Here is a 6,810-nt window from a genome sequence, read left to right as displayed (position 1 = left end):
CCGCCATCTGATCCGCCTCTCCCCCGTGTTGCGCTTACGAGACGCGCGCTTTATGCGGCGGATCCGTAACGGCGCCGTGCCGAATATGCCCGAGGTGGAAGTAACCGCCCGCGAACTGGATTTCCTCGCCCGTGAACTGGTCTCACGGCCGCAGAACCTCACCGACGGCCAGATCCGTCAGGGGCTGTCTGCCATGGTGCAACTGCTGGAGCACTACTTCTCTGAGCAGGGAACGGGGCAGGCGCGCCACCGCCTGATGCGCCGCCGCTCGCACGACGAGCAACGAAGCTGGCGCTATCTCGATATTATCAACCGCATGATCGACCGCCCCAGCGGGCGCACGCATCGGGTGATCCTGCTGGGATTATTCTCCACGCTGTTACAGGCGAAAGGGACGGTGCGCCTGGATCGGGACGCGCGCCCGCTGCTGCTGGTAGAAGATCCGGAAACGCGGCTGCACCCGATTATGCTTTCCGTGGCGTGGCATCTTCTTAATCTGCTGCCGTTGCAGCGTGTCACCACCACGAATTCCGGCGAGCTGCTCTCCCTGACGCCGGTGGAGTATGTCTGCCGCCTGGTGCGTGAATCCTCGCGGGTCACCGCCTACCGGCTCGGGCCCGGCGGGTTAAATGCCGAAGATGGCCGACGCATTGCGTTTCATATCCGTTTTAACCGAGCCTCTTCCCTGTTTGCCCGCTGCTGGTTGCTGGTGGAAGGTGAAACTGAAACCTGGGTGATAAACGAGCTGGCTCGCCAGTGCGGACACCACTTTGATGCCGAAGGCATCAAAGTGATCGAATTTGCTCAGTCTGGCTTAAAGCCGCTGATCAAATTTGCGCGCCGGATGGGGATAGAGTGGCACGTGCTGGTGGATGGCGATGAGGCGGGTAAAAAATATGCGGCGACCGTGCGTAGCCTGCTCAATAACGATCGGGAAGAGGAGCGGGAACATCTGACCACGCTGCCCGCGATGGACATGGAGCACTTTATGTACCGCCAGGGATTTGACGACGTCTTTCACCGCGTGGCGATGATCCCGGTGGATGTGCCCATGAATATGCGTCGGGTGATTGCCAAAGCTATCCATCGGTCGTCAAAACCGGATTTGGCCATTGAAGTCGCGACGGAAGCGGGCAGGCGGGGCGTGGAGTCGGTGCCCACGCTGCTGCGTAAAATGTTCTCCCGCGTCCTCTGGCTGGCACGCGGGAGAGCCGATTAACGGGCAGTCGCCTGCGATACCTGTTGGAGCAGGCTATCAAGCAGGATATAGCGGCGGCGGTACTCGGATCGTTTTTTACTCGCAATCTCTTCCATCGGTTTGCGTGGCATGGTCAGTGGCAGGGCAAAGTTGCCGTTCTCCTGCTGCTGTCCGCCAAGGGAGCGCCAGAAGCTGTCATAGTCAGCCAGCAATTTTCCCTCTTTTTTCTTGCGATAGCGCCAGCTGCGGTAGATGTGGGTGGCGTTACTCACCGCGAGGATCTGCTCGACGGGGAAGGCGCCTGCCAGCGTCATGACCGCTTCAACCAGCAGACGTTTTGGGAACAGTCCGTGACAGGCTTTGGTCGCCAGCTGAATGTGCTCGTGCGGGACATGCGCTTTCGCCCCCTGCATTCCGCCGATGAAGAGCGTTGACTTGCCCTGGTATTTGCACAGCGTAAAGGTCAGCTCGGCCAGCACCGTGTTCTGGTGGTCGCAAAAAGTGAGGGTCGCTTCCCCTTCTTTGTCCAGAAACGCATCCGCGCTCAGGCGAACGCTAAACTGCTGCTCCTCTTTGCCCGTTAACGTCACCAGCGTGATGCCCTGGCTGGAAAGGTAGCCGTTCAGCAGTGACGCCGGAAGATGGCGGCTCATCATCTGATAGTGATTGTCCAATGCGTCCAGCGTATTCTGACGGCCCATATTGACGGTCAGCCACGGTCGGTGCAGGCGGCACGGCAGGCCGGGCTGCACGCGCAGGATCTGCATCAGACGGGGCTGTTTTGCAAGGTTTCCGAGCAGGCGCGCAGTGGTGAACGGCGTTGCCAGCGAGCGCAGCATAAACTTACGTCGATAGGCCGGATTTTGCCACGCCAGCCCCGGCGTGAGGGAACCCGATGCCAGGCTTTTAAACAGTTGCCAGCCCGATTTAGGCTGGGACAGCGTTGAATAAGGTGTATCGACGATGGAAGACATGTTAGATCCTGCTTCTGGTGGAATTTCGCTATTTCAGCAGGCGCTTTATCAACATCGGGTAAACAATTCCCGACGATTACGGGGATCGGGGGTTTCGTTGAGGAGTGGTTTAGATAAAATCAACGGTGATGATAGCCAGAACAATTATTTGGAATATTTATGAACCTGAAGGGAAAACGCAGAAAGCTGTTTCTGCTGCTGGCGGTAGTGGTGTTAGCAGGCGGATTCTGGTTATGGAAGGTACTGAACGCGCCGGTACCACAGTATCAAACGCTGATTGTTCGTCCGGGCGAGCTGCAACAAAACGTGCTGGCGACGGGGAAGCTGGATGCCCTGCGTAAGGTTGACGTGGGCGCGCAGGTCAGCGGTCAGCTTAAAACCCTGTCGGTTGAGATTGGCGATAAGGTTAAAAAAGGCCAGTTGCTGGGCGTGATCGATCCTGAGCAGGCGCAAAACCAGATCCGCGAGGTGGAAGCGACGCTGATGGAGTTGCGCGCGCAGCGCGCTCAGGCTCAGGCGGAGCGTAATCTCGCTCAGGTCACCCTGTCGCGCCAGCAGGCGCTGGCGAAAACGCAGGCCATCTCGAAACAGGATTTGGACACAGCCGCCACGGAGCTGGCGGTGAAGCAGGCGCAGATTGGCACCATCGATGCGCAAATCAAGCGGAATCAGGCCTCGCTGGATACGGCGAAAACCAACCTCGATTACACGCAAATCGTTGCGCCAATGGCCGGGGAAGTGACGCAGATAACCACCCTGCAAGGCCAGACGGTCATCGCCGCGCAGCAGGCGCCGAACATCCTGACCCTGGCGGATATGAGCACCATGCTGGTGAAAGCCCAGGTATCTGAAGCGGACGTCATTCACCTTAAGCCGGGGCAGAAAGCCTGGTTTACGGTGCTGGGCGATCCGCAAACCCGCTATGAAGGGATGCTGAAAGATATCCTGCCGACGCCGGAGAAGGTCAACGACGCCATCTTCTACTATGCGCGTTTTGAGGTGCCAAACCCGCAGGGCGTGCTGCGTCTGGACATGACCGCTCAGGTGCATATCCAGTTGACCGGCGTGAAAAACGTGCTGACGGTTCCGCTCTCCGCGCTGGGCGAATCCGCCGGGGACAATCGCTACAAGGTGAAAGTGCTGCGCAACGGTGAAACCCGCGAGCGGGAAGTGGTGATTGGCGCACGTAACGACACCGACGTGGTGGTGGTAAAAGGGCTGGAAGAGGGTGAGGAAGTGGTCACCAGCGAAAGCCTGCCTGGAGCCGCGCAATGACGGCGCTGCTTGAGCTGAATGACATTCGTCGCAGCTATCCGTCCGGCGACGGGCCGGTGGAAGTGCTGAAAGGCATCTCCCTGCGCGTTGAAGCCGGTGAAATGGTGGCGATTGTCGGGGCATCGGGCTCGGGTAAATCAACGCTGATGAACATTCTCGGCTGTCTGGATAAGCCTACCAGCGGCACCTATCGCGTGGCCGGGACGGATGTTTCCACCCTGGACGGCGACGCGCTGGCGAAGCTGCGTCGCGAGCATTTTGGCTTTATCTTCCAGCGTTACCATCTGCTTTCACACCTGAGCGCGGCGCAGAATGTGGAAGTGCCGGCGGTGTATGCGGGCGTCGAGCGCAAAAAACGCCTCGAACGCGCGAAGGCGCTGTTAACGCGTCTTGGGCTGGCGGAGCGTGTTGATTATCAGCCTTCGCAGCTTTCCGGCGGTCAGCAGCAACGCGTGAGTATTGCCCGCGCGCTGATGAACGGGGGGCAGGTGATCCTCGCCGATGAGCCAACCGGTGCGCTCGACAGCCATTCCGGTGAAGAGGTGATGGCGATCCTGCATCAGCTTCGCGATCAGGGGCATACGGTGATTATCGTCACCCACGATCCGCAGGTGGCAGCGCAGGCGGAACGCATTATCGAGATCCACGACGGCGAGCTGGTCAGCAACCCGCCGCCACGTCAGTCCAGAGCGGCGGCGGCGAAAGAGGCGCTGCCGGCCGCAACTGGCTGGGGCCAGTTTTCCAGCGGTTTCCGCGAGGCGCTGACCATGGCCTGGCTGGCGATGGCGGCCAACAAAATGCGCACTCTGCTGACCATGCTTGGCATCATTATTGGTATTGCCTCAGTGGTGTCGATTGTGGTGGTGGGCGATGCGGCGAAACAGCTGGTGCTGGCAGATATTCGCGCCATCGGGACTAACACCATCGACGTTTACCCCGGCAAAGATTTTGGCGACGACGAGCCGCAGTATCAGCAGGCGCTGAAGTATGACGATCTGGCGGCTATTCAGAAGCAGCCGTGGGTGAACTCCGCCACGCCTGCTGTCTCGCAAAACCTGCGTCTGCGCTACGGCAACATCGACGTGGCGGCCAGCGCTAACGGCGTCAGCGGAGATTACTTCAACGTCTACGGCATGACCTTCAGCGAAGGGGCGACCTTCAACGCTGAACAGCTGGCGGGCAGGGCGCAGGTGGTGGTGTTAGACGCTAACTCCCGCAGGCAGCTGTTCCCGAATAAGACCAATGTGGTGGGGGAAGTGATCCTCGTAGGCAACATGCCAGCGACGGTGATCGGCGTGGCGGAAGAGAAGCAGTCGATGTTCGGCAGCAGTAAAATCCTGCGCGTCTGGCTGCCGTACACCACCATTTCCGGGCGCATCATGGGGCAGTCATGGCTTAACTCTATTACCGTTCGAGTGAAGGAGGGCTACGACAGCGGGCTGGCGGAACAGCAGCTGGAGCGGCTGTTAACCCTGCGCCACGGGAAAAAGGATTTCTTCACCTGGAATATGGATGGCCTCTTGAAAACGGCGGAAAAGACCACACGTACTCTTCAGCTGTTCCTGACGCTGGTGGCGGTGATTTCGCTGGTCGTCGGCGGGATAGGGGTGATGAACATTATGCTGGTGTCGGTGACCGAACGTACGCGGGAGATCGGCATCCGCATGGCGGTCGGAGCCAGAGCCAGCGACGTGCTGCAGCAATTTTTGATTGAAGCGGTGCTGGTGTGTCTGGTGGGCGGTGCGATGGGGATTGCGCTCTCGATGATGATCGCCTTTGCGCTCCAGCTCTTCTTACCGGGCTGGGAGATTGGCTTCTCGCCGATGGCGATCCTGACGGCGTTTTTATGTTCCACCTTCACCGGAATTCTGTTCGGCTGGCTACCGGCGCGAAACGCGGCGCGGCTGGATCCGGTGGATGCGCTGGCGCGCGAATAACCCGAAAATAAAAATGCCAGCCGATCGGGCTGGCATTTTGCCTGCAGGGTGTACACAATGAATCAGAGAGCTATGCAACCGCTTCTGCTTCAACGGGGACGATCAGACTGGCATGATTGCCTTTTGGCCCCTGGTGTACATCGAACCGGACGGACTGCCCGGCTTTGAGCGTCCTGTAACCATCCATCTGAATGGTGGAATAGTGAGCGAAGATATCCTCGCCGCCGCCTTCGGGGCAAATGAAGCCAAACCCCTTGGCGTTGTTGAACCACTTAACAGTACCCATTTCCATGCTTCGACATCCTTCGTAAATCTTATAAATTAAGATGGAATGAACCGGTGGTGGAGTGGGGGCTGTTCAAAACCTCGCCAACTCACGCTTGTACAATTTAGAGAAACGGAAGAAGCCGTCAAGCGTTTGGCGCTGGAGTTGGGACAATAATCAACCAAAATTTGAGGCAGTTAACGCTATTGCAACAGTTTGTGACAGACATCGCGGATGACAGTAATAGATGATTGTTATCTAACATCTGAGGTAGATTCAAAGTGGTTATGCATAATGGGTAAGACCAACGATTGGCTGGATTTTGACCAGCTGGCGGAAGATAAAGTGCGCGACGCGCTAAAACCGCCATCTATGTATAAAGTTATGTTAATGAACGATGATTACACGCCGATGGAATTTGTTATTGACGTGCTACAAAAGTTCTTTTCTTATGATGTTGAACGTGCAACGCAACTGATGCTTACCGTTCATTATCGTGGCAAAGCGATCTGCGGCATCTTTACTGCCGAAGTAGCGGAAACCAAAGTAGCGATGGTGAACGACTATGCAAGGGAGAACGAGCATCCGTTGCTGTGTACGCTGGAAAAGGCCTGATAAGGCATAAAATTGGGGGAGGTGCCTATGCTCAATCAAGAACTGGAACTCAGTTTAAACATGGCTTTCGCCAGAGCGCGTGAGCACCGACATGAGTTTATGACCGTCGAGCATTTGCTGCTCGCACTGCTTAGCAACCCATCTGCCCGCGAAGCGCTGGAAGCCTGCTCCGTGGATCTGGTGGCGCTACGTCAGGAACTCGAAGCCTTCATCGAACAAACCACACCGGTGCTGCCAGCCAGTGAAGAAGAGCGCGACACACAGCCGACGCTCAGCTTCCAGCGCGTGCTGCAGCGCGCGGTTTTCCACGTCCAGTCTTCCGGACGTAGCGAAGTGACGGGCGCCAATGTGCTGGTCGCCATCTTCAGTGAGCAGGAGTCCCAGGCGGCCTACCTGCTGCGTAAACACGAAGTCAGCCGGCTCGACGTGGTCAACTTCATCTCTCACGGAACGCGAAAAGACGAGCCTAACCAGGCATCGGATCCCAGCGGACAGATCAACAGCAATGAAGAGCAAGCAGGCGGGGAGGATCGTATGGAAAACTTC

At 57.7% G+C, this 6,810-nt stretch carries 7 protein-coding genes; 5 read left to right on the top strand and 2 right to left on the bottom strand.

Going from position 1 to position 6,810, the window contains the following annotated elements:
* Nucleotides 1-1,219: ATP-dependent endonuclease (locus HP459_RS20020; RefSeq protein ID WP_171936709.1), on the top strand; the 1,219-nt coding region annotated here is incomplete at its 5' end.
* On the opposite strand, the gene HP459_RS20015 is transcribed toward HP459_RS20020, so the two are convergent.
* Nucleotides 1,216-2,172 (bottom strand): VirK/YbjX family protein, encoded by a 957-nt coding sequence (locus HP459_RS20015; RefSeq protein WP_063138164.1) that lies wholly within the window; start codon nucleotides 2,170-2,172, stop codon nucleotides 1,216-1,218. The genes HP459_RS20020 and HP459_RS20015 overlap by 4 nt on opposite strands.
* A 159-nt stretch (nucleotides 2,173-2,331) precedes the next feature.
* Here HP459_RS20015 and macA point away from each other — a divergent pair, with 159 nt between their 5' ends.
* The gene (gene macA / locus HP459_RS20010) at nucleotides 2,332-3,447 is read left to right on the top strand and encodes a macrolide transporter subunit MacA (RefSeq protein ID WP_023305794.1); all 1,116 of its coding nucleotides are present in this window, start codon (nucleotides 2,332-2,334) and stop codon (nucleotides 3,445-3,447) included.
* Nucleotides 3,444-5,384 (top strand): macrolide ABC transporter ATP-binding protein/permease MacB, encoded by a 1,941-nt coding sequence (macB, locus tag HP459_RS20005; protein WP_023305795.1) that lies wholly within the window; start codon nucleotides 3,444-3,446, stop codon nucleotides 5,382-5,384. The genes macA and macB overlap by 4 nt, the downstream gene beginning before the upstream one ends.
* A 70-nt stretch (nucleotides 5,385-5,454) precedes the next feature.
* Here macB and cspD read toward each other — a convergent pair whose 3' ends face one another.
* Nucleotides 5,455-5,676 (bottom strand): cold shock-like protein CspD, encoded by a 222-nt coding sequence (cspD, locus tag HP459_RS20000; protein WP_006174390.1) that lies wholly within the window; start codon nucleotides 5,674-5,676, stop codon nucleotides 5,455-5,457.
* Nucleotides 5,677-5,943: 267 nt separating this feature from the next.
* Here cspD and clpS point away from each other — a divergent pair, with 267 nt between their 5' ends.
* Together clpS and HP459_RS19990 are read left to right on the top strand one after the other, a co-directional pair.
* A complete protein-coding gene (gene clpS, locus HP459_RS19995) occupies nucleotides 5,944-6,264 on the top strand; it encodes an ATP-dependent Clp protease adapter ClpS (protein WP_006174393.1) in 321 nt (106 codons plus the stop codon).
* 27 nt (nucleotides 6,265-6,291) lie between these two features.
* Nucleotides 6,292-6,810: Clp protease N-terminal domain-containing protein (locus HP459_RS19990; protein ID WP_301540999.1), on the top strand; the 519-nt coding region annotated here is incomplete at its 3' end.

Origin of the sequence: Enterobacter sp. CM29 (assembly GCF_013179605.1) — a bacterium.
GTDB lineage: Bacteria > Pseudomonadota > Gammaproteobacteria > Enterobacterales > Enterobacteriaceae > Enterobacter > Enterobacter intestinihominis.
Note: the sequence above shows the minus strand (reverse complement) of the source record. Positions and strands in the feature narration are given on the sequence as shown.

Bases quoted from the DNA above. Each gene is read 5' to 3' on its own strand.
- HP459_RS20015 (WP_063138164.1), bottom strand. From the start codon at position 2,172: ATGTCTTCCATCGTCGATACACCTTATTCAACGCTGTCCCAGCCTAAA.
- cspD (WP_006174390.1), bottom strand. From the start codon at position 5,676: ATGGAAATGGGTACTGTTAAGTGGTTCAACAACGCCAAGGGGTTTGGC.
- macB (WP_023305795.1), top strand. From the start codon at position 3,444: ATGACGGCGCTGCTTGAGCTGAATGACATTCGTCGCAGCTATCCGTCC.
- clpS (WP_006174393.1), top strand. From the start codon at position 5,944: ATGGGTAAGACCAACGATTGGCTGGATTTTGACCAGCTGGCGGAAGAT.
- macA (WP_023305794.1), top strand. From the start codon at position 2,332: ATGAACCTGAAGGGAAAACGCAGAAAGCTGTTTCTGCTGCTGGCGGTA.